The sequence below is a fragment of the Catenulispora sp. GAS73 genome (assembly GCF_041262085.1).
GTDB lineage: Bacteria > Actinomycetota > Actinomycetes > Streptomycetales > Catenulisporaceae > Catenulispora.
In genome coordinates, this window is the sequence record NZ_JBGCCM010000055.1 from 34,048 (window position 1) to 58,133 (window position 24,086).

The 24,086-nt window shown below is 71.2% G+C and carries 24 protein-coding genes; 14 read left to right on the forward strand and 10 right to left on the reverse strand.

The features are described from left to right. The first annotated feature begins 320 nt into the window (after nt 1-320). The 3 genes from ABH935_RS46865 to ABH935_RS46875 all read left to right on the forward strand — a co-directional run bounded on the left by ABH935_RS46865 (nt 321) and on the right by ABH935_RS46875 (nt 3,605). Nucleotides 321-1,481, forward strand: coding sequence for a glycosyltransferase (locus ABH935_RS46865; RefSeq protein WP_370384491.1), 1,161 nt, complete (start codon nt 321-323; stop codon nt 1,479-1,481). Next, nucleotides 1,478-3,016, forward strand: a complete 1,539-nt coding sequence (locus ABH935_RS46870) for a glycoside hydrolase family 130 protein (RefSeq protein ID WP_370384492.1) — start codon at nt 1,478-1,480, stop codon at nt 3,014-3,016. Before ABH935_RS46865 ends, ABH935_RS46870 begins: the two co-directional genes overlap by 4 nt. Before the next feature lie 112 nt (nt 3,017-3,128). Then, nucleotides 3,129-3,605 (forward strand): SRPBCC family protein, encoded by a 477-nt coding sequence (locus tag ABH935_RS46875; protein WP_370384493.1) that lies wholly within the window; start codon nt 3,129-3,131, stop codon nt 3,603-3,605. Nucleotides 3,606-3,651: 46 nt separating this feature from the next. On the opposite strand, the gene ABH935_RS46880 is transcribed toward ABH935_RS46875, so the two are convergent. The 3 genes from ABH935_RS46880 to ABH935_RS46890 are packed head-to-tail and all read right to left on the reverse strand — an operon-like array spanning nt 3,652 to nt 4,880. After that, on the reverse strand, nt 3,652-3,822 hold the full coding sequence (locus tag ABH935_RS46880; RefSeq protein ID WP_370384494.1) for a hypothetical protein: 171 nt from the start codon (nt 3,820-3,822) through the stop codon (nt 3,652-3,654). Nucleotides 3,823-3,860: 38 nt separating this feature from the next. Beyond that, entirely contained in the window at nt 3,861-4,571 is a 711-nt protein-coding gene (locus tag ABH935_RS46885; RefSeq protein ID WP_370384495.1) for a YhjD/YihY/BrkB family envelope integrity protein, read from the reverse strand. Nucleotides 4,572-4,589: 18 nt separating this feature from the next. After that, the gene (locus ABH935_RS46890) at nt 4,590-4,880 is read right to left on the reverse strand and encodes a hypothetical protein (protein WP_370384496.1); all 291 of its coding nucleotides are present in this window, start codon (nt 4,878-4,880) and stop codon (nt 4,590-4,592) included. A gap of 209 nt (nt 4,881-5,089) precedes the next feature. On the opposite strand from ABH935_RS46890, the gene ABH935_RS46895 reads away from it, so the two are divergent. Continuing rightward, nucleotides 5,090-5,491, forward strand: coding sequence for a hypothetical protein (locus ABH935_RS46895; protein WP_370384497.1), 402 nt, complete (start codon nt 5,090-5,092; stop codon nt 5,489-5,491). A gap of 29 nt (nt 5,492-5,520) precedes the next feature. On the opposite strand, the gene ABH935_RS46900 is transcribed toward ABH935_RS46895, so the two are convergent. Genes ABH935_RS46900 through ABH935_RS46910 form a run of 3 tightly spaced genes read right to left on the reverse strand, consistent with a single transcriptional unit; the run spans nt 5,521 to nt 7,461 of the window. Then, nucleotides 5,521-6,285 (reverse strand): class I SAM-dependent methyltransferase, encoded by a 765-nt coding sequence (locus tag ABH935_RS46900; protein ID WP_370384498.1) that lies wholly within the window; start codon nt 6,283-6,285, stop codon nt 5,521-5,523. Nucleotides 6,286-6,343: 58 nt separating this feature from the next. Continuing rightward, nucleotides 6,344-7,291, reverse strand: coding sequence for a phosphotransferase (locus tag ABH935_RS46905; protein WP_370384499.1), 948 nt, complete (start codon nt 7,289-7,291; stop codon nt 6,344-6,346). After that, nucleotides 7,264-7,461: a hypothetical protein gene (locus ABH935_RS46910; protein ID WP_370384500.1), complete on the reverse strand. Its 198-nt coding sequence runs from the start codon at nt 7,459-7,461 to the stop codon at nt 7,264-7,266. The genes ABH935_RS46905 and ABH935_RS46910 overlap by 28 nt, the downstream gene beginning before the upstream one ends. Nucleotides 7,462-7,636: 175 nt before the next feature. Here ABH935_RS46910 and ABH935_RS46915 point away from each other — a divergent pair, with 175 nt between their 5' ends. The 8 genes from ABH935_RS46915 to ABH935_RS46950 all read left to right on the forward strand — a co-directional run bounded on the left by ABH935_RS46915 (nt 7,637) and on the right by ABH935_RS46950 (nt 18,255). Further along, on the forward strand, nt 7,637-9,223 hold the full coding sequence (locus ABH935_RS46915; protein WP_370384501.1) for an ABC transporter substrate-binding protein: 1,587 nt from the start codon (nt 7,637-7,639) through the stop codon (nt 9,221-9,223). A gap of 86 nt (nt 9,224-9,309) precedes the next feature. Beyond that, nucleotides 9,310-10,266: an ABC transporter permease gene (locus tag ABH935_RS46920; protein WP_370384502.1), complete on the forward strand. Its 957-nt coding sequence runs from the start codon at nt 9,310-9,312 to the stop codon at nt 10,264-10,266. Nucleotides 10,267-10,298: 32 nt separating this feature from the next. Then, nucleotides 10,299-11,102: an ABC transporter permease gene (locus ABH935_RS46925; RefSeq protein WP_370384503.1), complete on the forward strand. Its 804-nt coding sequence runs from the start codon at nt 10,299-10,301 to the stop codon at nt 11,100-11,102. Further along, a complete protein-coding gene (locus ABH935_RS46930) occupies nt 11,099-12,943 on the forward strand; it encodes an ABC transporter ATP-binding protein (protein WP_370384504.1) in 1,845 nt (614 codons plus the stop codon). Before ABH935_RS46925 ends, ABH935_RS46930 begins: the two co-directional genes overlap by 4 nt. Nucleotides 12,944-12,951: 8 nt before the next feature. Continuing rightward, on the forward strand, nt 12,952-13,866 hold the full coding sequence (locus tag ABH935_RS46935; protein ID WP_370384505.1) for an alpha/beta fold hydrolase: 915 nt from the start codon (nt 12,952-12,954) through the stop codon (nt 13,864-13,866). Continuing rightward, a complete protein-coding gene (locus ABH935_RS46940; protein WP_370384506.1) occupies nt 13,863-15,017 on the forward strand; it encodes an aromatic ring-hydroxylating dioxygenase subunit alpha in 1,155 nt (384 codons plus the stop codon). Before ABH935_RS46935 ends, ABH935_RS46940 begins: the two co-directional genes overlap by 4 nt. A gap of 53 nt (nt 15,018-15,070) precedes the next feature. Then, nucleotides 15,071-16,306, forward strand: a complete 1,236-nt coding sequence (locus ABH935_RS46945) for an NAD(P)/FAD-dependent oxidoreductase (RefSeq protein ID WP_370384507.1) — start codon at nt 15,071-15,073, stop codon at nt 16,304-16,306. A 14-nt stretch (nt 16,307-16,320) separates the two neighbouring features. Continuing rightward, nucleotides 16,321-18,255 (forward strand): prolyl oligopeptidase family serine peptidase, encoded by a 1,935-nt coding sequence (locus ABH935_RS46950; protein WP_370384508.1) that lies wholly within the window; start codon nt 16,321-16,323, stop codon nt 18,253-18,255. A gap of 39 nt (nt 18,256-18,294) precedes the next feature. On the opposite strand, the gene ABH935_RS46955 is transcribed toward ABH935_RS46950, so the two are convergent. Beyond that, complete coding sequence (locus tag ABH935_RS46955) at nt 18,295-18,927, reverse strand: hypothetical protein (protein ID WP_370384509.1); 633 nt, start codon at nt 18,925-18,927, stop codon at nt 18,295-18,297. A gap of 21 nt (nt 18,928-18,948) precedes the next feature. Next, entirely contained in the window at nt 18,949-19,524 is a 576-nt protein-coding gene (locus ABH935_RS46960) for a TetR/AcrR family transcriptional regulator (protein ID WP_370384510.1), read from the reverse strand. A gap of 92 nt (nt 19,525-19,616) precedes the next feature. Here ABH935_RS46960 and ABH935_RS46965 point away from each other — a divergent pair, with 92 nt between their 5' ends. Then, on the forward strand, nt 19,617-19,961 hold the full coding sequence (locus ABH935_RS46965; protein ID WP_370384511.1) for a nuclear transport factor 2 family protein: 345 nt from the start codon (nt 19,617-19,619) through the stop codon (nt 19,959-19,961). Between the two features lie 9 nt (nt 19,962-19,970). Here the strand turns inward: ABH935_RS46965 and solA are convergent, their stop codons facing one another. Further along, nucleotides 19,971-21,152 carry an N-methyl-L-tryptophan oxidase gene (gene solA, locus ABH935_RS46970; RefSeq protein WP_370384512.1) on the reverse strand — a complete coding sequence of 394 codons (1,182 nt, stop codon included), beginning with the start codon at nt 21,150-21,152 and terminating at the stop codon, nt 19,971-19,973. A gap of 141 nt (nt 21,153-21,293) precedes the next feature. On the opposite strand from solA, the gene ABH935_RS46975 reads away from it, so the two are divergent. Next, nucleotides 21,294-22,517 (forward strand): PucR family transcriptional regulator, encoded by a 1,224-nt coding sequence (locus tag ABH935_RS46975; protein WP_370384513.1) that lies wholly within the window; start codon nt 21,294-21,296, stop codon nt 22,515-22,517. Here the strand turns inward: ABH935_RS46975 and ABH935_RS46980 are convergent. Next, nucleotides 22,507-23,784, reverse strand: coding sequence for a M24 family metallopeptidase (locus ABH935_RS46980; protein WP_370384514.1), 1,278 nt, complete (start codon nt 23,782-23,784; stop codon nt 22,507-22,509). The genes ABH935_RS46975 and ABH935_RS46980 overlap by 11 nt on opposite strands. Nucleotides 23,785-24,086 lie beyond the last annotated feature (302 nt).

Consider the following 24,086-nt stretch of genomic DNA (forward strand, 5'->3'; position numbering starts at 1 on the left):
ATACGGCTGTGCGCGGGTCGCGGAATTGGACCGCGGGCCCCCTGCTGCCCGGTCCGTCCGAGGGCAAACCGCCTCGGGACAGTCCGTCCGGCGCTAGCAGGCCTGCTACCGTGGGATGCGATACCGCCCTCCAGCGACGGTGCAACCTGCCGGCACAGCGGAGCAGTCTGCTCCGCGCCCTTGGTACCCGGCCAGGCCCCGTGGTCGTTCGGACACCGCGATCGCCTCGGACATCCCATCTCGAACACAGGCTCATCCGCCGTGCTCGGTGCATGCCCCGATCGACTCTGTCACATCCCCGAACCAGTGAGGGCTCCGCCATGACCGCTTTTGGATTTCTCAGCACATACCCGCCCACCCAATGCGGCGTGGCGACCTTCAGCGCGGCGCTGCTGAAGCACCTCACGCCGCAGGGCTCGGGCGACCGGGCCGCCGTCGTCCGGATCGTCGAGGCCGCGCAGCCGGCGGTCTACCCGGACGTGGTCGCGCAGCTGGTCAACGGCTCGCCGGAGGGCCCGGCCGCGGCGGCTGGAGTGCTCAACCGCTTCGACGTCGCCGTCGTGCAGCACGAGTACGGCATCTACGGCGGCCGCGACGGCGCGGACGTGATCCGGGTCCTGGCCGGGCTGAGCGTTCCGGCGATCGTGGTGCTGCACACGGTGCTGCCCGCCCCCTCGCCGCACCAGCGGCAGGTGCTGGAGCGGATCGCGGACGCCGCCGCGGCCGTCGTGGTCATGTCCGACACGGCCGCCCGGGTGCTGAGCGAGTCCTACCTCGTGGACGCCGGCAAGATCTCGGTGATCCCGCACGGCGCGCCCGGCGTCCGGCGGCTGTCCCCGCCGGCGTCGTTCGACCCCTTCACCCCGCCCGCCCCGGCCCGCCGGCGCCCGACGATCCTCACCTGGGGTCTGATCGGACCCGGCAAGGGCATCGAATGGGCGATCGAGGCGTTCGCCGGCCTGGCCGGCCTCGATCCGGCCCCGCGCTACCTGATCGCCGGCCGGACCCACCCCAAGGTCCTGGCCCGGGACGGCGAGGCGTACCGCGACTCCCTCCAGGCCCGGGCCCTGGCCCTCGGCGTGTCCGCCGACGTCGAATTCGATCCCGCCTACCGCACCACCGCCGCGCTGACCGACCTCGTCCGCCAGGCCGACGTCGTGCTGCTGCCCTACGACTCTACCGAGCAGGCCACCTCGGGCGTGCTCATCGAGGCCGTCGCCGCCCGCCGCCCGATCGTGGCCACCCGGTTCCCGCACGCGGTGGAACTGCTGGCCGACGGCGCCGGCCTGCTGGTCCCGCACCGGGACGTCGCCGCCACGACCGCGGCCCTGCGCTCGGTACTGACCCGGCCCGGGCTGGCCGCGTCGATGGCCGCGGCCTCCGGCCGCGTCGCCCCGGCTCTGGAATGGTCCGCAGTCGCCGGCTCCTACCGCGCGCTGGCCGCCTCGCTGATCGGCGCCCGGGCCAAGGCCGCCGCGTGACCGGGACGGCGATCCGCCGGGAGCGACCGACGATCGAGACCGTCGACGCCGCATCGCACGGCGGTGGCCGGGCGGACCTCGTCGTCCGAGGCGGAGCGCGACTGCGCCACGATCCGCGCCGGGTCGTCACCGACCTCTTCGTCCCCGGCGAGGAACTGCCCGGCAGCGTCTCGCGCGCGGCGATGGTGTTCGAGCGCATCATGGCCCTGGACGACGACACGGTCGACCGCGCCTACACCCGCACCTTGGCGGACTTCTCGGCGCGGCACCGGGATCTGGAGAAGACGTTCGCAGAGCACTCCGAAACCGTCGGCCACCGCATCGCGGCCGGGGCGCAGGTCTCAGACCAACGCCGCCTGCTCATCGGCGCCTACTTCACCCGCGAATACGCGATCGAGGCCGCGGCCCTGACGAATCCTTCGCTGGTCGAGCACCCTGATCAGAGCGATCTGGCCCCGGGGTGTCTCCGCTTCGTGCTGAGCGCACGCGCCATCGGCGAAGGACACTTGTCCTGCGTCGAGTTCCGCACCGGGGTGATCGGGCCGGACGGAACCGTCGCCCTGGACGAACCGTCACGGTTCGCGAGCGCCGGCCGGCCCCGCGCGCCGGTGTACGACCGGAGGTTCTTCGAGAGCGGGTTGGCCGAGGCGGGGGACGACAACGAAGTCCAGTCCTACTTCCTGCACCGCCTTCCGGCGCAGTTCACCGACGCGGACCTCGAACACGTGCTGGCCGAGCTCCCGGCGGGTCTGATGGCCCGCAACGGCGCGCACGCCGCGATCGAGAGCATCCGGCGGGTCGCGGCGTGCCAGTACCTGCTGGAGTTCCCCCAGGACACCGACCTCTCCGAGCGGGTGCTGCGGCCGATCAGCCCCACTGATTCGCGCGGGATGGAAGACGCCCGCTTCGTCCGCTTCACCGACGAGGGCGGAGTGGCCGGCTATCGCGCCACCTACAACGCCTTCGACGGCTTCACCACCGCACCCCAGCTCATCGAGACCGCGGACCTGCGGACGTTCCGCATCTCCCCGCTGCTCGGCCCCGCCGCGCGGAACAAGGGCATGGCGCTGTTCCCCCGGCTCGTCGGCGGAGTCCACATGGCTCTTTCCCGATGGGACCGTGAGAGCACCTCGGTCGCCACGTCCACAGACGGGCGCGTCTGGGGCGATGCGCGGCCTCTGCGAAGGCCGGAACTGAGCTGGGATCTTGTGCAGCGCGGCAACTGCGGGTCGCCCATCGAGACCCCGGAGGGATGGCTCGTGCTGACCCACGGCGTCGGTCCGATGCGCGTCTACGGCATCGGCGCCATGCTGCTGGACCTGGAGGATCCCCGGAAGGTCGTCGGCGGCCTCAACGAGCCGCTCCTGACCCCGGACGCCGAGGAGCGCGACGGCTACGTGCCCAACGTCGTGTACTCATGCGGTGCGATCCGCCACGGCGAGAACCTCGTCATCCCCTACGGCTTCAGCGATGTGGGGATCGGTTTCGCCACCGTCCAGGTCCCCGACCTCATCGACCGCATGCGGACCGAATGACGCTGTGGGCTTCCGCATGCGGCCGGCCCTCCCTGCTTGTGGTGTCCCTGTTTGCGCTCGTGAGCAGCGGGCAGCAGGAGCCCCAGCCCCGGATCCAGACAAGGGACACCGCATGAGTCAGGTCATCGAGTCGGTCGATGTGAACGTGCCGATCAGCGCCGCTTTTCACCAGTGGACGCAGTTCGAGTCGTTCCCGGAGTTCATGGACGGCGTGGAATCGGTCCGCCGAATCGACGACCGACGCACCCACTGGGTGATCACGATAGGCAGTGTGCGGCGGGAGTTCGACGCCGAGATCACCGAGCAGATCGCCGACGAACGCATCGCGTGGCAGAGCACCGGCGGGGACACCGGCCACGCCGGGATGGTGACGTTCCAACGCCTCGGCGACCACGACACCCGCGTGACCGTTCAGCTCACCTGGCAGCCGCGCGGTCTGGCGGAACGGGCCGGTCGCCTTCTCGGCATGGACGGGCACCAGGTCAGGGACGACACCGCGCGATTCAAGACATTCGTCGAGCAGCGCGCGGCCGAAACCGAGGCCGGTGCGGCGCTGCCCGGCGCCGAGTCAGTGCTGGGACAAGACTGATCGCGATGGGGCCCGGCGGTCCGGCCGGACCGGCACGCGCCGCCGGCTACCGTCCGCCGCCGGAATCGTCGACGGTGACGTCCACGGTGACCTCGTCATGCCGTTCCTCGACCTTGGCGTAGGCGGTGAAGGACTCCCGGTCGGCCTCGACCACGAAGAGCGTGAGCTGCGCCTGGATGTGCAGCCAGGACAGCAGCCCGAGGACCAGCCCGAACACACCGTACAGAGTGCTGGCGTGGCGCAGCTCGTGGCCGATCAGTAGCCGCCCGCAGCCTGCAGGATCTGCCAGGCCACCGCCGCGAGCATCGCCCCGGTGCGCAGCGCTCGGGTGGGCACCTCGGCGGCCGTGGTGATCCGGAAGCCCAGCCAGAACAGCACGACGTTCAACGCCAGCGACGTCACGAACGCCGCCGCGCGCACCCCGGCCTGCACCAGCACCGACAGGTGGGAGACGCCTTCGGCGATGCCGGACAGCGCGGGCGTCGTCAGCACCCCCAGACCGATCACTCCGATCGCCGCGAAGCTGCGGAACTGCGCCCCGGGGAAGCCGGGTCGGCGCTTGTAGGGCACGGCCCAGACGGTGTTGAAGGCGTACTGCGCCGCGTTCGCGACGCCCCGCGCGCCGACCATCGTGCCGAGCAGGCCCAGGACCAGGCTCAGCCCGGTCCGGTGCAGGCCGGACACGTTCGTCCGCAGGGCGCCGCCGATCACCGGGAAGTCCGCGAGCGCGGAACCGAGCGCCTTCTGCTGAAGTGCCGGATGGCCGTGGAGCACGACGCCGAGGACGACGACCAGGACCAACAGCAGCGGGAACACGGACAGGAACGCGTAGCAGGCGATGACCGCGCCGAGGGAGCCGGCCCGGTCATCGCTGAACTTCCTGCCGACGGCGACCGGGAACCCCGCCCAGGGATGCCGCTGCTGGTAGGAGTCGAAGCGCCGCACGGCTGCGCGGATCCGGTTCACCGTCCCGCGCCCGCGGGTCTAGGCGGCGGTGCGGAACAGCCGCACCACGACGCCGCCGACCAGCAGGTAGGCCAGCGCGGCCAGGCCGTAGTCGACGAAGACGGTGAGCTTCGCGTTGTCGAAGGAGAACAAGGACTTGAAGCCCCAGGCCAGTTTGGCGGCCATGTCGCCGATGTCCTTCACGACCGTGGAGGTCGTCGAGGCGTCGGCGAAGACGAGGACGATGTGCACGATCAGGATGATCGCGATGACGGCGAAGAGCGCTGAGATGAAGCGGGCGATGCCTGATCCTGAGCGGCGTTCGTCCATGGTGGACGCCTTCTCTCGTGGGGAGCGGAACACTCTCGTGAAGAGCGTCACAGTTTCCTCACCATGGCCGGATCGCGCGATCTGAAACGGGGGCGCGGATTCACTTCGGCCGACAGAGCTCGAAGAGCCGGTCGACCGCCTCGGGCGCCGGCGGCAGGAGCCCGACCGTTCGGCGGCACACCCGGTCGTGAGCACCTACCGTAGGCAGCATGCGCGACGAGGAGCAGTATCGAATCGACTTCCTCATGCGTGTTGGAGGGCTCACCGAGGAACAGGCCCGACAGCACGTGGCCGCCGAGAAGGACTGGCGGGATCCCGGGCCGCCGAGCCCGGCGCAGATCGTGATCTCGTTCCAGCCCTTCCACGAGCGCTCCCCCGCGTTCGCCGCGGTCGCGGGGCACCAGCTGGCGACCTGGACGGCGATCTGGACCGCCGCGACCGAGGGCGGGCTGGCGACCATGCGGGACGTCCTCGGCCGGTTCGAGTCGCACGCCGAGAGCCCGCAGGAGGCGATCGACTGGGCAGTCGAACGCTGCGACAACGTGTGGATCACCGCCACGGCTCCGGGCGTCTCAGTACCGCTGGCGGAATACCTCGCCGGCGGCGACTGAGCTCGGCCGCTTAGATGTCGCGGCGGAAGTTACACGACCGCGTCATGCCTCCGCCGCGCGAGGAGCGAGAAGGCGTTCGGCAGCCGTCCTTCCCATGCCGCTGCGGCGATGCCGTCGGGGCGCCAGAAGGGTTCGGCGTACTCTGCGACGTGCAGGAGTTCCAGGCCGGCGGAGAGTACCGCGTTGATGATGTCCGCCAAGGTGGCTTGCGACTCCACCGCTCCGCGCGCGGGGAAGGTGTCGTTGACGTGCGAGCGGGCGAAGTAGCCGCGGTCGGGCCGGATGCGGGGCTCGTCCTCGTCCCAGGTCCACAGAGGCACCGCCGGGTGGGCCTCGTAGACGAACAGGTGCCCCGAGGGCCGCAGGAGGCGGGCGACGTCGGCGGCCCACGCGCGCAGGTCCGGGAGCCAGATCAGCGCGCCTTTGCCGGTGTAGACGAGGTCCGCGCAGGCGTCGCGCAGAGGCGCGCCCGGCAGTTGCGCGACCACATAGCGGCATGCCACGCCCAACTCGTCCGCGCGCCGTTGCGCCGCCGTCGCCGCGACCTGGCTGAAGTCGACGCCGACGACCTGGCGCGCGCCGGCCTTGACCAGGGCGACGTCGTCGAGACCGTGGCCGCTCTGCAGATGCACGGCCTCGGGTGCGGACGCCAGGACGGGCCGCAGCAGGTCCAGCTCGGCAGCGAACAGCGAGCACTCGTCCCTGGCCTGAGCCAGATGTTCTTGGTATTCGAGAACGTGCTTCTCCGACGCTGCTTCCCACGCGATCCGGTTCCGCTGGCTGTCGGTCTCCATGCGCCTACTGTTTCCGCCTCGCCGCGGCGGTGTCCACACACTTTCTCCGGCCGAAGCCTCACCAGGAATCGGGTACTCCGTGGGCAACCCAGCGACGGATCTCTTGTGCCGCCTGGTCGGCGACGCGATGCCCGGCGGGGCGGGTCACCAAATCGCTGAGGGCGAACATGTCCATGACCCGCCCGAGGTAAAGCCAGTCCTCGCCGGACCGCAGGTCGGCCGGCAGGTGCTCGGCGAAGGCCGCGCGGAAACCGGCTCGGAACTCGCCGGGGGTGTCGGCGCGGAACCTGACCATGTTGGCGGCGTCAGCATACGGAGAGCCGGAGAAGCTGAACTCCCAGTCCAGGATCGCGTCGACCCGCCAACCGCCGTGGGCACGGGTGACCAGGATGTTCTTGGGGTTCAGGTCGGAGTGGACCAAGCGGGCCTGGTCGTCGACTCCGACCAGGGCCGGGGCGTGGATCGAGCAGAGCTCTGCCCAGGACGTGCGCGTGGCTGCGTCCAACCGCGCCTCGGGCATGGCCGACATACACTGCGCGGCGAATTCGGGGAGCTGCTGCGACCACGGAGGCCCCGGAGTGACACTCAGCCGGGCATCGGCGAAGAACCCAGGACTGTTGAACCTCACCGCGCCGAGCCGGGCGGCCACGCGCCCGACCTCGGCACCGAGCCGTTCCAGCTCCCCGGCCTCGGTCTCGGCACCGTCGAGCACCTCGCTCAGCGGCGTCCCGATCACGTACTCCAGCACCATGGCCGACCGAGCGCTGCCGTCCATCGGCCCGGTGTCGAGGAGCTTGAGCACTTGCGGAACCGGAACGTACGTCCGAGCAGCGTCCATGACAGCGGCCTCGACGGCATGATCGGCGCCGCCGAATCGGACCACGACCCGACCACCGTCCAGCGTGAGCAAAGAGGTCTCGTGGGAGAACCCGCCGGCCAGCACCCGCGCTGCGACCGCCGACTCGCCCAACGCCTCCGCTACGTGCCGCAGCTCATCGGACACCATCGCCCCAGTATCGCGTGCGAGGCGACCGCGGCAATGCTGCGCGGCACCGCTTTGTTGGTCATCCGGTTGGCGTAGCGCAGGTAGAGCGCCTGTTGCGCGTCGCGGACGACGTTATCCAGCCGCGCCTCGGCGCCGTCACTGACGCGAAGACCGCGTTCCAGCTGTGCCATCACCGCCTCCGACCGCCTCCGACCACCGCCGCTACCGCGGCCACCGCTACAGCTGTAGCGGTGAACTTCTTGATCTCGCAGCTCTTGATGCGTGCGCAGGTCAGCGGCGCGTTGCGACACTTGCGGCGTCAGCAGCACCAATGTTTCCCGAACCGACACTCTGCGGGAGTCGGCTGTGACCGGAACCAGTTACTCACGACGTAGCTTCCTTCGCGACGCGTCCGCCGCCGGGCTCCTGCTCGGCCTGGGCGCGTCCTCGCTCGCCGGGTGCGGGCGGCAGCCGTCCATGGCCCAGAGCACCGCGGCGCCGACCGGCGCGCCCAAGCCCGGCGGGACGTTGCGCATCGGGATGGTGGGGGCCGGCAAGGGCGAGTCGTTCGACCCCTCGGCCGCCTCCTCCGCGCTGATCAACGTCGCCATGACCTGCGCCGTGTTCGATCCGCTGATCACCTACGGGCCGGACATGAGGCTTCGTCCGGCGCTGGCGACGTCCTGGACCTCGGACGCCTCCGGCTCGGCCTGGACCTTCAAACTACGGCCGGGCGTCGCCTGGCACGACGGGAAGCCGTTCACCGCCGACGACGTCGTCTACTCCCTCCAATGGATGGAGACGCCCGGCAGCGGGCTGGGACCCGCGGTGGCCAACGTCGACACCGCGAAGGTCTCGAAGAAGGACCCGAACACGGTCGTGGTGCCGCTCAAGAGCCCCGACACGCGGTTCCCCGAGACCATCGCGCTGGCGTGGATCGTCCAGGCCGGCGCGAAGGACTTCACCAAGCCGATCGGGACCGGACCGTTCACCTTCGTCTCGCTCGACCAGGGTCAGCAGAGCGTCTGCAAGCGCAATCCCGTCTACTGGGACACCGGCAAGCCGTACGTGGACGAGCTCCGGCTGCTCTCCCTGAAGGACGACACCGCTCGTCTCAACGCCCTGCTGAGCGGGCAGACCGACGTGATGGCCCAGCTGCCGTACGCGCAGGCCAAGTCCTCGATCTCGGAGGATTTCTGGCTGTTGCGCAGTCCCGGACTCACCGCACAAGCCTTCTACACGGCCATCGACCAGGAGCCGTTCACCGATCCGCGCATCCGTCAGGCGCTGCGGCTGCTGGTCGACCGCCAGCAGCTGGTCGATGTCGCCCTCAACGGATTCGGCACCGTGGCCAACGACCTGTACGGCAGAGCCCTGCCGTACTACGACGTCGCCCTGCCGCAGCGCACCCGCGACCTGGCCAAGGCCAAGGACCTGCTCGCGCAGGCCGGGCACGCCTCGGGCCTGACCCTGCGGCTCCAGACCTCGGCGGCGGCGCCCGGGATGGTCGAGGCCGCGACGCTCTTCCAGCAGCAGGCCAAAGACGCCGGCGTCACCGTGAAGATCTCGCAGGTCGACCCGGACGCCTACTTCGACCCGACCCGCGACTACCTGACCATGCCGTTCGCACAGACGATCTGGCAGGGGATCACGAGCCTGGGCTCGTTCTACCAGACGGCGCTGTTGAAGGGCGCGCCCGGCAACGAGACCCACTGGACGAGCCAGCGCACCGCCGACCTCATCGACGCCGCGACGTCAGCACCCGACGACGCCTCGGCGCGGATGGCGTGGGACGCCGTCCAGCAGGAGCAATACGACAGCGGCGGCTACATCTGGTGGGGCAACTGCGACAACCTCGACGCCGCCTCGAAGAAGGTCGGCGGCATCGTGCCCGGGGTGTCCCAGAACCTGGGGCTGCCGACCTCGCTCGCGGAAGCGTACTTCGTCGCATGAGCCGCCGACCGCCAGGCTCTCCGAGCCGCACGGCCCACGGGCCCCTGACACGATCAGGGTTCCTGTCGTCGCACCCGCTGGCCCTGATGGCGATCCGGCGCGTCGCCGCCGGCGTGGTCACGCTGCTGATCCTGTCCGTCCTGGTCTTCGCCGCGGCGTCGGTGCTGCCCGGCGACGCCGCGAGCGCCATCCTCGGCAAGCAGGCCACCGGCCAGGCGTTGGCCGACCTGCGGCACCGCATGGGTCTGGACCAGTCGATCCCGGTCCAGTACTGGCACTGGCTGACCGGGCTGCTGCACGGCGACCTCGGCGACTCCGCCGCCGGATTCGCCTCCGGCGGCCAGGTCAGCGTCTGGAGCCAGGTCTCCGGCAAGCTCGGTGACTCGGCGGTCCTGGCCCTCTGCGCCTTCGTCCCGATCGCCGTGGTCTCGGTGCTGCTCGGCGTGTATTCGGCGCTGCGCGCCGGACGCTGGCAGGACCACCTGATCTCGGTGACGACCCTGGTGCCCTCGGCGCTGCCGGAGTTCGTGCTCGGCACAGTGCTGCTGGCCGTCTTCTTCGGCTGGCTGGACGTGCTGCCGCCGGTGTCGGTCGTGGCTCCGGGCAGCAGCCCGCTGGCCACTCCGTCCGTGCTGGTGCTCCCGGTGCTGACGCTGGTCGGGGTGACGGCGGGGCCGGCGGCGCGGATGGTCCGGGCCGGAATGCTGGAGGCGCTGGGCGCCGACACGGTGGCGGTGGCGCGGCTCAACGGCATCGCCGAGGGCCGGGTCGTGCGCCGGTACGCGCTGCGCAACGCGATCGCGCCGAGCATCCAGGTCTTCGCGCTCGTCGCGCAGTACCTCGTCGGCGGCCTGCTGATCGTCGAGTACCTGTTCGGCTACCCCGGTATCGGCAAGGAGCTGGTCGACGCGGTCAGCATCCACGACAACGCGGAGGTCCAGTCGGTGACCATGCTGCTGGCGGCCTTCTACATCGCCACCACGATCGTCGCGGACCTCGCGGTGATGGTGGCGGTGCCCAAGCTGCGGACCGGTGCTGCATGAGCAGCCCGACGACTCGCGTGACGACTCGGGCGATGACTCGGGTGATACCCAGGACCGTCTCCGGACGCGTCGGGCTGGCGCTGCTGCTCCTGGTGGTCCTGATCGCCCTGACCGGGACCTGGTTCGCACCGCACGACCCGAACCGGACGCTGGCCGCGCCCTACACGCCGCCCAGCGGCCGGCTGCCGCTGGGCGCCGACTTCCTGGGCCGCGACGTGCTCTCCCGTGTCCTGAGCGGCGGACGCAGTGTCCTGCTGTACTCGGGCCTGGCGACGCTGCTGGCGTATGCCGGCGGCCTGACGATCGGCCTGGTGGCCGGCTACTCGCGGTCGTGGCTGGACAGTGTCCTGATGCGGGTCGTGGACGTCCTGCTGTCCTTCCCCGCTCTGGTGTTCCTGCTGCTGCTGGCGACCGCCGCCGGACGCGGCATCGGCTCCGTGGTGATCGCCAGCGCGGTGGTCCAGCTGCCGCCGATCGCACGCATCGTCAAAACCGCCGCGCTGGAGCAGTCGGTGCGCGGTTACGTCGAGGCAGCGGTGGCTCGGGGCGAGAGCACCTTCTCCGTGCTGCGCAGAGAGATCCTGCCGAACATCTCGCGCACCCTGGCCGCCGACATCGGGCTGCGGTTCACCTGGTCGGTGCTGCTGATCGCCAGCGTCAACTTCCTCGGGCTGGGGCTTCAGCCGCCCGCGGCGGACTGGGGGCTGATGGTCTCGGAGAACCGCGGCGGCGCCGCGCTGAACCCGTCGGCGATGCTGATCCCGGCCGCCCTGCTGGGAGTGCTGACGCTCGCGATCAACCTGCTCGGCGACGACATGTCCGGAGGCGACCGATGAGCGGACCAGCGGCGCACGGCGCTCCCATCCTCACCGTCCGGGACCTGCGGATCCAGACCGCCGCCGGCGCGGAGATCGTCGGCGGGGTCGACCTCGCGCTGGAGCACGGACAGACGCTCGGCATCGTCGGCGAGTCCGGGAGCGGGAAGACCACCATGGCGCTGGCGCTGCTCGGCTACGCCGCACGCGGCGCCCGGATCGCCGGCGGCGAGGTCGAGGTCGACGGCGAATCCCTGCTCGGCCTGTCCGAGGGAGCGTTGCGCGAGGTGCGGGGACGGCTGATCTCCTACGTCCCGCAGGACGCGGGGCAGGCGCTCAACCCGTCGCTGCGGATCGGCGCTTCGATCGGCGACGTGATCAGGGCCCGCGGCGTTGAGGGGACGTCGCGGATCAGAGGGCTGCTGGCGGCAGTCGACCTGCCGAATACGGACGCCTTCGCGCGCCGCCTGCCGCACCAGCTGTCCGGCGGACAACAGCAGCGAGTCACCATCGCGATGGCGCTGGGCTGCGAACCACCGGTCGTGGTCATGGACGAGCCGACCACCGGGCTCGACGTCGTGACGCAGCAGAGCGTGCTGCGGGAAGTACGACGGCTGCGCCAGGAGCGCGGCGTCTCCATCGTCTACGTCTCGCACGACTTGGCCGTCGTCTCCCAGATCGCCGACCGGATGGCCGTCATGTACGCGGGGCGCGTGGTGGAGGAAGGGCCGACCGCGGACCTGCTGAACAACCCGCGGCATCCTTATACCAAGGGCCTGATCCAGTCGATCCCGAACCACCGGCAGCCGACCGCCCTGGTCCCGATGGAGGGCACCGCGCTCGGCGTCGAGGACCGGCCGACCGGATGCCCCTTCGCCCCGCGCTGCCCGCAGCGGACCGACGCCTGTGTCGAGGCGCTGCCGGAGCTGATCGACCTCGGCCCCGGCCCCGGCTCCGGCACCGGCCCCGACCTCGCCCCCGGCGGCCGGCACCTGGTCCGCTGCCTGCACCACGCCGCCACACCGCCGGTCGAGGCCGGTCCGGCGCTGGGCTCCCACGAGGCGGCAGCGGCCCGGGCGGCGGCGTTGAGCGTCACCGGACTGCGCGCCACGCACCGGGGCCGCGCCGAAACCGTCGTCGCGGCCGAGGACATCACCTTCGACGTCGCGGCCGGCGAGTGCGTGGCCCTGGTCGGGGAGTCCGGCAGCGGCAAGTCGACGATCGCGCGCTGCCTGGTCGGTCTGCACCGCCCCGAGGCCGGGACGATCACCCTGGCCGGGACGGAACTCGCCGACCGGATCCGCAAGCGCACCGTCGAGCAGCGGCGCGGTATCCAGTACGTCTTCCAGAACCCGTTCCAGTCGCTCAACCCCCGGCGCCGCATCGGCGAAGACCTCGCGCGCCCCGGCCGCGTGCTGCGCGGCCTGTCCGCGGCCGACGCCCGGGCGGAGGTCCCCGCGCTGCTGGAGCGGGTACGGCTGCCCGCCCGGCTGGCGGACCGCTTCCCGCACCAGCTCTCCGGCGGCGAGCGCCAGCGCGTCGCCATCGCCCGCGCCCTGGCCGCCCGGCCCGACGTGCTGGTCTGCGACGAGGTCACCTCGGCTCTGGACGTCTCGGTACAGGCGGCGATCATCGAGGTTCTGGCGAGCCTGCGCGCCGATCTCGGCGTGGCGGTTCTGCTCATCACCCACGACATCGGCGTCGTCGCGGTCGCCGCCGACCGGGTCCTGGTGCTGGAACACGGGTTGGTCTGCGAGAGCGGCCCGACCGGGCAGATCCTGCGAGCGCCGCAGCACCCTTACACCCGGCGGCTGATCGCCGCCGCGCCGACGCTGGCCCGACACCCCGGAGGAGAGCCGTGAGGAGGAACGTGAGTGTCACCACGGATGAGGGATTCCGGTTGTCCTGCACGGTTTCCGGAAGCGGCGGACGGCTGCTGATCGGGCTGCACGGCGGCCCCGGCGGCGACGGCGGCGGGTACCTGGATCCGCTGCACCGGTTGGCCGGCGCCGACCGCACCGTGGTCACCTTCGACCAACTCGGGACCGGGAAGTCCGACGTCCCGGGCCCGGAGTACGAGTGGACGGTCCGAGGCGCGGCCGCGGACGTCGAAGCCGTTCGCCGGCACTTCGCCGCCGAGCTCGGCGACCGGCTCGCTGGGACCGAGATCCTGGGCCATTCCTGGGGCGGCATGTTGGCGCTCCAGTACGTCCTGGACCGCCCCAGCCGAGCTGACCGGCTCGTGCTGTCCAACACGGCGGCCAGCACCGCGCGAATCACCATCGGCTTCCTGGACCAGCTCCGCGCGACCCTGTCGGCGTCCGAGACGGCCGCCGCGATCACCGCCGACATGCTCGGCGACCACGATTCGCCGGCGTACCGGTCGGCCGTCACGCGCTGGCTCGCTCGCTTCGCGACGGAAGGGGACATGGACGCGGCCGAACTGGCCACGGCCGAGGCCCTGTCCCCCGGCCCGGCGGGGCGCGGGCTGTGGGGTTACCGGCTCTGGTTCGCCGACGGCGCGCTGCGCGACTGGGACGTCGAGGCGCGCCTGGCCGAGATCGCCGTCCCGACTCTGGTCGTCCACGGCGGCCGGGACATGTCCGACGCTTCCACCAACCGCGTCATGGCCGAAGGCATCCCCGGCGCGGAGTGGCTGACCCTGAACCACAACGGCCACACCATCTTCGAGGCCGCCAACGCCGACTGCTATCTCGCCCTCATCCGCGCGTTCCTGGACGGCTGGCCGCTCAGTGCGGAAGAAGAGTCAGGAGAACAAGAATGACCGCCGCCTATAGCGAAACCGTCCAGCAGCACATCGCCGCGCGTACCGGCATGCCCCGTGAGCTCTACACCTCGCCGGAGCTGTACGAGGCCGAACTCGCCGCGGTGTTCCAGCGCAGCTGGCTGTACGCCGGCCACGTGTCGGAGATCGCCCGGCCGGGACAGTACCTGACCGTGGCGAGCGGCGACGAGAGCGTCATCGTCGCGCGCGGCAATGACGAGACGATCTCAGCTTTCTACAACGTGTGCCGCCACCGCGGCGCGCGCCTGGTCGATGAGGGCTGCGGCAGCGCACGGCGCTTCGTGTGTCCCTACCACCAGTGGACCTACCGCCTGGACGGGTCGTTGCTCGGCGCGCCCAGGATGGGCAAGGACTTCGATCCGGCGGAACATCCGCTGCCGACCGTGGCCGTCGAGGTCTGGCAGGGGCTGGTCTTCGTCAACCTCGCCGCCGACCCCGGGCCGGGCGTCGGTGCCCTGTTCGCCGACGGCGAGGCCGTCGTCGCGCCGTTCGCGCTGGCCGAGGCGCGGGTCGTGCACACCGAGGACTACCTGGTCGCGGCGAACTGGAAGCTGGTCTGGGAGAACGCCCAGGAGTGCTATCACTGCATGGCGAACCACCCCGAGTTCCTGAAGGCCTTCGACCTCGCCTCGATCAACGAGCCCGACTGGCGGGAATGCGACGTCCAGCGCAGCGACGACCGGCGCGTGCAGTACGCGAAGCTGCCGCTGCGGTCCGACGCGGTGTCGCTGACCGTCGACGGCCGGCCGGCGGTCGCCAAGCTGCTCGGCGAGTTCGCCGCCGGGCGCGATCCGTACACCGTCGCGATCCACCTGAAGCCGACGGTCGCTGTGGTGTGCAGCCCTGATTACGCGATCGTCCTGACGGACTCGCCCGACGGGCTCGGCAGCACCAAGGTGCGGGTGAGCTGGCTCGTCCACCCTTCCGCCGAGGCCGGCACGGACTACGACGTCGACAACCTCATCAAGGTCTGGGACCAGACCAACCGGCAGGACTGGAAACTGTGCGAGCGCGCGCAGCTGGGTGTCAGGTCGCAGTCGTACGTGCCGGGGCCGCTGGCCGCCGACGAGGCTTCCGTCCTGGACTTCTACCGGGCTTACGCGCAGCTCCTGGCCGACGCCGGACTTTAGAACCTCCAGATCTGCGACCGACGACGAACCGACGACAAAAAGAAGAGGTACTGATGTCTGACCACTCTGAACACGAGGTCGCCGACGTCATCGTCGTGGGGGCGGGCGTGCTCGGCACGTCGGTGGCCCACCATCTGCTCACCCGCGGCGCGGGCCGGGTCGTGGTGGTCGAGGCCGGGACCTCGGCGGCGGCCACCTCGGGCGCCGGGGCGGGCTTCGTCGGCCTGTGGGCAGCCGGATACGCGCACTTCTTGACCGAGACCGAACTCGCCCTGGAGCAGTACGGCATCGACTTCTACCGGTCGCTGGCCGAGGCCGACCCCACCGTCGAGTGCAAGGTCAACGGCAACCTCTACCTGGCCACCACCGAGGAGGGCTGGAAGAGCTGGGTCGAGCCGGTCGTCGGGCACCGGCTGGCCCCGGCCGGGACGCGTGAGGTGTCCCCGGCCCAGGTGGCCGAGGTGACTGGCGGCGTCGTTCCGGCGGAGGCGGTCTTCGGCGGTGCTCTGCACCCCGGCGGGATCCAGATCAGCGCGGGGCGTGCCACCCGGGCGCTCGCCGCGCGGGTCGCCGAGCTCGGCGGCGAGCTCAGGGAGCGGACCCGGGTCACCGAACTGCTCGTGAGCGACGGCGCCGTAGCCGGGGTGCGCACCGACGCCGGGGATATCCGCGCGCCGAAGGTGGTGCTGGCGTGCGGGGCGTGGACGAACGAACTCCTGGCGGCGGTCGGGTGGCGGGTGCCGCTGCTGCGGATGGTGGCGACGCGGGTGGTGTCCCCGCCGTCCGGGGTGCCGGGCACGATGCCGACCCTCATGGTGCCGGACCTGTACGGGCTCTGGGTCCGGGAGCATCGCGGCGGCCTCACCTGGGGCAACGGCGATGGGTACGCACCGTCGTACGAGATGGGCAGTGCGGTGGGCGTCACAAGTCGGCCGGGCTTCCCAGAGCTGGTCGAACGGCTCGACGAGGTGCTGGTGCCGAAGCTGCGGGCCCTGGTGCCGTCGCACGACATCTCGATGTCGTGGTGGCTTCAGGGGATTCCGTGTATGACGCCGGACCGGAAGTTCCTCGCCGGCCCGGTGCCGGGCGTCGAGGGGCTGCACGTGCTCACCGGCGACAATGAGGCCGGGGTCACGCACGGTCCGGGGCTCGGGCGGTTGCTGGCGGATGTGGTGCTGGACGGCGGATCGGATTGGGTGGACCCGTCGTCGTATCGGCTCGACCGGTTCGCGCGGGAGGACTTCGCGACGGAGAAGGCCGTGCTCGAAGCGATGCCGGCTCGGCGATAGGGATGACGAACGGGATGACGATGAAGCGGGCTGACACTGTCGCCGAGTTCTTCGACCGGGTCGAGGGCCGGGACGGCGACCTGGACAACGCGGTCGAGCTGGCCGTGTCGCCTGACGGTCGGGCAGTCGCCTTCACTGCTCTGGTGACGGCGAAGGGGGAGGCTGAGCCGGTCCGGCGGATCGCGGTGCTCGACCTCGACTCCGGTGCGCTTGTCGGCGGTCTCGACACCGCGCCGGAGGGCAGCGCGCCGTGCTGGTCGCCGGACGGTCGGCGGCTGGCCTGGATTGCAGGCGGCCCGGACCGCGAGATCGTCGTCGGGAGTTCCGCGCTGGTGGTCGAGGCGCGCTATGCGGTGCCCGGATTCCCCGAGAGCGTCGCGTGGCGCCCGGACGGCGGGGCCTTGTCGGTCTGCTCGGCCGAGCCCGGCGCGTCCCGATCCGACGTCCACGGCTCGGGCTATCTGCCGGGGGACGCGTCGCTGCCCGGCTGGCTGCCGGAGGTCTCCGGAGCAGATCCCCCGTCCGGCGCGCGCCGCGTATGGCTGGTGGAGCTCGCGGGCTCCGAGGCGACCTGTGTTTCGCCGTCCGGGACCACGGTCTGGCAGGCGGCGTGGGCCGGATCCGGGTCCGTGGTGTGCGTGGCGTCGGAAGGGCCCACCGAGTCGGACTGGTACGGCGCCGAGTTGGCCCTCCTGGACGTCGCCTCCGGCCGGCTGCGCAGTGTTCTGCGACCGGAGGCGCAGGTGGGCATCCCGGCGGCGAATCCGTCGGGCACGCTGGTCTCGGCGGTGGTGGGTTGGATGAGCGACCGCGGCCTGTACGCCGGGCGCCTCACGGTCGTCGACGTGGCCACCGGAGGCGTCACCGAGTTCGGGGACGACATCACGGCCCAGATCTGGACGGACGACGACCATGTGTTGTTCGCCGCGCTGCACGGCCTGGACACGGTGATCGGCGAGTACACGGTCTCCTCGGGCGCCTGCCGGACCCTGTGGCGGACGTCGCAGACCTGCGGCGACCTGCTGCCCGACCTGGCCGCGTCCGGTGGCACGACAGCCCTGGTCACCCACGGCTACGGGCAGCCGCGCGCCGTTGCGACGCTCAGCGCGGACGGCGCCGCGGAACGCCGGCTGTCCCTGGCGCACGCGGGCTCGCGGTACCTGGCCGCTTCCGGCGGCACGTCGGAACCGGTGGCGTGGCAGGGGCCGGACGGCCGCACGATCGAGGGCATCCTGGTCACCCCGTCCGGGCCCGGCCCGCATCCGCTGGTCGTCCACCTCCACGGTGGCCCGGTGTGGGCCTGGCGCGACGAGTGGTCGATGCACTTTCCGCTGACGCCGCTGCTGGCCGCGCACGGTTACGCCGTGCTGCATCCCAACATGCGCGGCGGTATCGGGCGCGGCCAGGACTTCGTCCGCGCGGGGCTGCACGACATGGGCGGCGCCGACGCCACCGACATCCTGGCGGGCGTCGACGCGCTCGTCGCGGCCGGCCGCGTCGACCCGGGGCGGATCGGCGTCACCGGCAACAGCTACGGCGGCTTCATGTCGGCGTGGCTGGTCGCCACCTCAGACCGCTTCGCCGCCGCGGTGATCCGCTCGCCGGTGACCGACTGGGTCAGCCAGCACTTCGCCTCCAACCTCCCCGGCTTCGACCGCCTGTGCCTGACCGGCGACCCGTCCGATCCGGCCTCGGACTACCGCCTGCGCAGCCCGCTGTATCTGGCCGCACAGGTCCGGACGCCGGTCCTGCTGGTCGCCGGCGCGAAGGACCTCGCGACCCCGCCGGAGCAGGCCGCGATGTTCCATCGCGCGCTGGTCGAGCACGGCCGCGAGAGCACGCTCGTGATCTACCCGGAGGAGGGACACGGGGTGCGGCAGCGACCGGCCGTGATCGACCTCGGCGTCCGCATGCTCGACTTCTTCGATCGGCATCTGGCGGACGACTGACAATGGCAATGGCAATGGCAAAGGTCTGAGCCCGCCGGACTACAGCACGTCCCGCCAGAACCGCACCGTCGCCTGCGGAGACTCGGGCACGCGGTCGAGGCCCGGCTTGCTTGTACCCTCGTCCGCGAATTCGGCTAGGACCCATTCGGCCAGGTCGGCGCCGTAGTAGATGGTGTCGGTGTGATAGACGGACAGGACCGGATGGCCGTGGGTGCCGCGGCCGGCCGGCAGGAACCGATGCGCGTACACCGGAACCAGCACCGGGACCTCGGCCAACTCCTTCCGAGCCACCGACAGTGCCTCTTCCAGAGCCTCCGGACGTGAACCCCACTCCGGAGGCCAGAAGCCGTAGTGCTCGACGTAGTTCTCCACGCACTCAAGCGGCCAGGCCACCTGCCTGCGCAACGCCGCACGGTCGCCGTCGCGCCAGTCCGGCCACGGCTCGGCCCAGGCCCGCAGGACGCCGGGCGGGTCGTCGTACGGCACGCTGACCGGCAGGCCGGCGGCGAGAAACGCCCGATGGTCGTCGGCGAACCGGAACCCGAGCTCGTCCTCGATCCGGGTGAACTCCTCGTCGGTCAGGCCCGGCTCGATCTCGCACTCGGCCGAACCCCACCGCCGCAGGCGGCGGGCAGCCTCCGCACCGAGTTCGATGCCTGTCTTCGTGCTCATCGGCACACCATAGCGGTGGGCTCAGGCTGCCGGAACAGATCGCGGGAGCACGCCCTCCATCAGCAGCTCCACAGCGCGGTCTGCGGACTGCGGGGCGGTGCGGGTGGCGGCGGTCAGGAACATGAGCAACTCCGCGATGCCGATGTCGGGCCGTGCCGCGCCGGCGTCCTGGGCCCGGGACAGCAGCGGCGCGGCGGCCTCGTACAACGCCTCGTGCCACGCGGTCGCCTGGGGCGGCTCGACGTCGGCGGGACCCGGATGGTCGGCGAGGAACGCCTCCCGGAGCAGGCGGCTGGTGGCGACGTGCGCTGCGACGGCGCGCAGCCACGTCGTCAGGGCCGCACCCGGGTCCGGGGCCGCCGAGACGTCCCGCGCGCTGTCGCAGAGCTCGCCGATCCGCTGCTCGTACACGGCCTCGATCAGCCGCGCCCGGGTCGGGAAGTGCCGGTAGAGCGTGGCGTTGCCGACGCCCGCGAGCCGGGCGATCTCGTCCAGCGACGCGGCCGCGCCATGGCTGCTCAGCACGCTGTCGGCGGCCGTGAGCAGCCGTTCGCGGTTGCGTGCGGCGTCGGCGCGACGCGGCGGTGACGGCGGCATACCGAGCCTCCTTGCGAAACGGGGAGTAGTCCCCGTAGCATCCTACACCAGGAAACGGGGACATCTCCCCGTTTCAACGGGAGGTGAGTCTGTTGGGTACGGAAGCAGGACCGAGCGACGTCGTCCAGGCCGTGATCAGGGCCCGCGCCGAGGGCGACGTGGACGGCGCCCTCGGGTTGATCGCCCCGGAGTCCCGCGATCAGGGGCAGACGGTCGGTCACGCGGACTGGCGGCGGAAATGGGAGGGTCTGATGGCGTCCGGCCTGGAGGTCGTCACCGAGCGAACCCTGGAGAACGGCGAATGGGTCGCCAACCTCTACCGGCTCAACGGCGCCCCAGGCTCCGACGGCACCGAGACCCGCGGCATGGACCTGGTCCGCGTCGTCGACGGCCGGATCGTCGAGCACTGGTTCTTCGTCGAGCCGGACCAGGTCTGACCGTTCACCTCACCCGACCAGCCGGAAGGCCGGCTCGAACCCCGGATCGGTGAGCGCCGGCCGATCGGCTCGGAAGGCATCGATCGGGTACGGCGTGCTCCCAGTCGTGGCCAGGTCGGCGAGGATCTGCCCGATCAGGGCGGCGAACTTGCCGGCGTGGCCGGAGCCGATGCCGATGGCGATCCGCGGGTGGCCGGGCAGCACGTCCAGCACGAAGTCCCGGTCCGGCGGCATGTCGTAGACGCAGGTCTTGCTCAGCAGCTCCGGTCCGGCACCGGTGGGCATCAGCTCTGCGATGAACTCCGCGACTCTCGCGGTCTCGGCCGGATCCGGCACGTAAGACCGGGTGTCCCACGTGACGAAGCGGCCGCTCAGGTCCCGCGCCACCTTGATCGCGGTCTCGCCGTACATCGGGAACCCGTACCAGACCTGTTCGGCGTGCCAGATCCACACCGGGAACCGCTCCATCGTGAAGTCCCGGAGCACCGACGGCACGAAGTAGCACACCTGCTCCTGGCTCAGGCTGATCGGCCAGCGGATCCCGAGCCGGGGCAGCAGGTTCGGGGTCCAGGAGGCGACGGCCAGCACCACCGACTCGGCCGTGAAGCGGCCCCGGTCGGTGACCACGGTGACGTGGCTGTCCGTCGATATCAGATCCGTGACGGCGGTCTCGGGCAGGAACTCGACGCCGAGCGCGCGGGCCAGGGCGGTATGCACCGCGTTCGCCTTGCGGATGTCCAGAATCCCGCCGTCGGCCTGGTAGAGCCCTTCGACATCGTCGCCGATCCGCCACTGCGGCCAGCGCTTGCGGATCTCGACGGCGTCCAAGACCTCGTAGCCGACCCCCGAGACGTCCATCGCCGCGCGGTAGTTGCGCAGTTCCACCTCGGCGGCCTCGGTCCCGGACACCGCGAGGTCCAGGCCGCCGGTCTTGTGCACGAGGCGGACGCCGCTCTCCTCCTCGACCTCGGCCCAGGCGTCGTACGCCGCCTGCGTCAGCGTCGCGTACTTGGCGGCGTGATAGGTGTGGCGGATGATCCGGGAGTGGTCCTCCGACGCGCCGAAACCGTGGCCCAGGGCGAACTGCTCGATGACCAGGACCCGGCGCGCGCCGCCCCGGGCGAGCCGGTAGGCGGTCGCCGTCCCCAGCGCCCCGGCCCCGACGACGATGTGGCTGTATGACTCCTCCATGCCTCCATGATCTGAGGAACGCACAGGCCGCCCCACCGACAGCTGTAGCACGTTCGGGCCGAAAACCCGCGACAACTGTTGATCGCGGAGCCGATCCGGGTGAGGATGATGGCCCAGCGGCGAACGGCGGGAGGCGGGACGATGGCCGGCGACGACGTCCAATCCGTGGTGGACGCGCTCGCGGTGCGGCTCGGCCGCTCGGTCGCCGTCGACGACCAGGCGATCCGGCTGATCGCGGCCAGCAAGCACTTCGGCGACGAGGACCCCATCCGGGTGCGCTCGGTCCTGGACCGGGAGATCCCGCACCACCTGCAACGCTGGGTCCTGGGGCACGGCATCGCCGACTGGACCGCGCCGGGCCGCATCGGAGGGCACCCCGACTCCGACTACGGCCTCCTGCCCCGCTTGTGCGTCCCGGTCCGCTGTCACGGGGTCCTGCTGGGCTTCCTCTGGCTCATCGACGCCGACCGAGACCTCACCGACAGCACCGTCCAGACCGCCGTGGACGCCGCGGAGACCATCGGCGTGATCCTCTACCGCCGCATGCTGCTGCACGAGCGCGAGCGGTCCGTGGCCGAGGCCGCGCTGCGGAACCTGCTCTCGCCCGACGCCGAGGACCGCCGACGCGCCGCCGAGGAGATCCAGAGCGACGGGCTGCTGTCCGCGAGCGCCACCGTGGTCGTGCTCGCGGTGGAGATCGACGGCGAGTCCGACCGCGACAGTTCCCTGGCATTGGAGACCGCGGTCGAGCACGTCCAGCGCCGACAGCCGCCGGGGACCTTCCTGACCCTGCTCCAGCACCGCCGGGCCGTGGTCGTGCTGGGATCGGCCCGGCCGCCGCGCGAGGGTTCCACCCGCGACGTCGCCGACCGGATCCGGGCCCGCTTCACCGAGCTGGCCGGACCTGGCCGCCGGTGCGCGGTCGGGGTCAGCGCGGCCCGGCCGGGCCTGGAGTCGGTCGCCGACGCCCACCGGCAGGCCGCGACCGCGGTCCGGGCCGCGCTGCTGCTGCCGATGTTCGGCGACGTGGCGTCCTGGTCGGCGCTCGGGCCGTTCGCGATGCTGCTGCGCGTGGACTTCGACCAGCTCGCCGAGGAGCTGCCGTTCCCCGGCGTCCGGGACCTGCTCGCGGATCCGGCCAACGATCTGCTGGCCACCAGCGCGGAGGAGTTCCTGGACCGGGCCGGCGACGTCGCCGCCTCGGCCGACGCGCTGCACGTCCACCGCACGACGATGTACCACCGGCTGAAAAGAGTGGAGGCCGTCACCGGGCTGAACCTGGACGACGGCCTGGACCGGTTGACGCTGCACCTGGCGCTGAAGCTGACGCGGATCAACAGCGCGCACCGCACGGCTACGCGGTGATCTCCAGCGCCTGACGGGGAAGGGAGCACAGGAGCCTGGCCCCGGTGTCTTCGAACACGACGGTGTCGACCATCGCCAGGTGGGCGCAGCTCTCGAAGTTCGTGACGAGCCCGGCCTCGATCACGGCCTCGGTGCGGTCGTCGGAGCTGTCCCAGCAGAACTCTCCGACCCAGTCGGGCGGGAAGGAGACGCCGAGTTCGTAGCCGCCGGCCCACCCTTCGACGCCCTCCTCGCCGAGGCCTTCGCCGGCGAAGTAGTCCCGGAACGCTTTGTGCAGCTGGCGAAACGGCAGGCCGACGCGCGCGGTCCGGAGCAGCACGTCATGGGCCCCGGCGATGATCTGCGAGAGCCGGGCGACCGGTCCTGAGGGCGGGCCCATAGTGAAGGGGCGGGTGGCCCGCGCGTGGTAGTGGTGCACGGCGGCGGCGACATCGGCGTGGAAGTACTCCCCCGGCCCGATCGGGCGGCGCGTGCTCACTCCGTGCAGCAGCGGCATCGGTGGACCGGCGGCCATGGTCTCGTGCATGGCGGTCGGCTCTCCGCCCGCCGCGATCACGCCGGCCATGTACGCACTCCAGGCTTCGAGCTCTGTCATTCCCGGTCTCGCGTGTCGGTGCAGCTCCCGCAGTCCGGCGTCGCAGGCGCTCTGAGCCTGTTCGATCACGGAGATCTCCGCCGGGGACTTCAACCGCCGCACCGACCGGATGGTCGGGGAGGCGTCGAGGACCGTACAGCCCCGTCCGGCGAGCTGTACCTCGATCGCCTGCAGGCCGGCGGGGTTGGGGACGCTGCTCCAGCGCTCGACTCCGGCCCTTCCCTTGGCCCAACCGCGCGACACGAGTTCCCGCCCGAGGAAGGCGGCGAACTCCTCTGGAGAGGCGTCGGGGCCGTCCAAGGACTCGGGTGCGCCGACGAAGTCGTCCACCCAGGTGGTCAGGCGCACCAGCATCTCGTGCGCGGGCGATTCGACGAAGAACAGCCGATCGTGGCCGAGGTGGACGACCACGCAGTGCACGGAAGGGAAGCGGGTGCTGCTGTGCGATCGGTACCAGCGCCCGCTGTAGCCGGTCAGCCAGCACAGGGCGTCGGGCGAGGTGAGGATCAAGGTGTCGATCTCGTCGGCTGCCATCTGCGCATGCATCCGGTCGAGGCGCGACCTGTACTCCTCGACGGTGAACGGGAGCGTCCGCGGGCGTTCGGCGAGGCGTTCCTCTTCCGCTTGGACGAAGCGGGCCAGTGCGCCGGGCGTGATCGGCGTGATCGGCATCGTGGTCGGACCTCCATCCGGTGAGAAGACCGATCTTCGCCTGCTCCGGGCCGTATCGCACGCTGCGCGTGTCGGATCCGTCGGCGGTTCCGGACTGCGGTTGTCGAACACGAACGCCCGGTGGCTCGTACCCTCCCCTGGAAGGTACGAGCCACCGTCTACCTACCTCACGGGTACGAGACCACGTTCACCGGTCCCGCGTTCCCAGAGCTGACGGCTGCGCCGGTTCCGTTGATCACTGATTGGATGCCTCCGTAGTTGTTGAGCCATACGGTCAGGAGGTCGTGGAATGCGACGCCGGA